Source organism: Mesorhizobium sp. PL10 (assembly GCF_053714315.1).
The window spans coordinates 1-521 of sequence record NZ_JBSKBR010000192.1 but is presented as its reverse complement, the minus strand read 5'-3'; the positions used below and the strand labels follow the sequence as shown (position 1 = coordinate 521).

At 56.0% G+C, this 521-nt stretch carries 1 protein-coding gene; it reads right to left on the bottom strand.

Going from position 1 to position 521, the window contains the following annotated elements:
- Positions 1-25: 25 nt before the first annotated feature.
- Complete coding sequence (gene tnpB, locus ACWGTO_RS33810) at positions 26-373, bottom strand: IS66 family insertion sequence element accessory protein TnpB (protein ID WP_454578996.1); 348 nt, start codon at positions 371-373, stop codon at positions 26-28.
- Positions 374-521 lie beyond the last annotated feature (148 nt).

The window sequence follows — 521 nt, the reverse complement described above, 5'->3', positions numbered from 1 at the left end:
CGGATGTCCTTGCAAAATATAGCTTTTAACCCGTTCGACCGGGAGCGGAAGTCCACGCAGGTCGGCGCCAGTCGATCCCCTCAACAAGCATCGACAACTGCGCTTGCGTCAGATGCGCAACCCCATCTTTCGCCGTCGGCCAGGGAAAGTATCCGCGTTCCAAAATTTTGTAAAATAGGCAGAACCCTTGGCCATCCCACCATAAAAGTTTGATCCGATCAGCGCGTTTTCCGCGGAAGCCGAAGATTACGCCGGAACCTGGCGCCTCCTTGATAACCGTCTCAACGAGCGCCGACAGTCCATCAATGCCACGCCGCATGTCGGTCACTCCGCAGGCCAGATAAACCCGCACATTTCCCGAAGGCCCGATCATGCCGCCTCCACACAAGCGACAAGCGACGATAGCACTTCGAGATCCATGTCCGCTGCAATTCTCAGTAGGCGGCCATTCCTCAAGACGATTTCAACGTCTTTGCATCTCGACCGAGCACCGCTCCTGTTGGAACCGTCACTCACCCTCT

Excerpts from the sequence above, each read along its gene's own strand:
- tnpB (WP_454578996.1), bottom strand. The coding sequence starts at position 373 with ATGATCGGGCCTTCGGGAAATGTGCGGGTTTATCTGGCCTGCGGAGTG.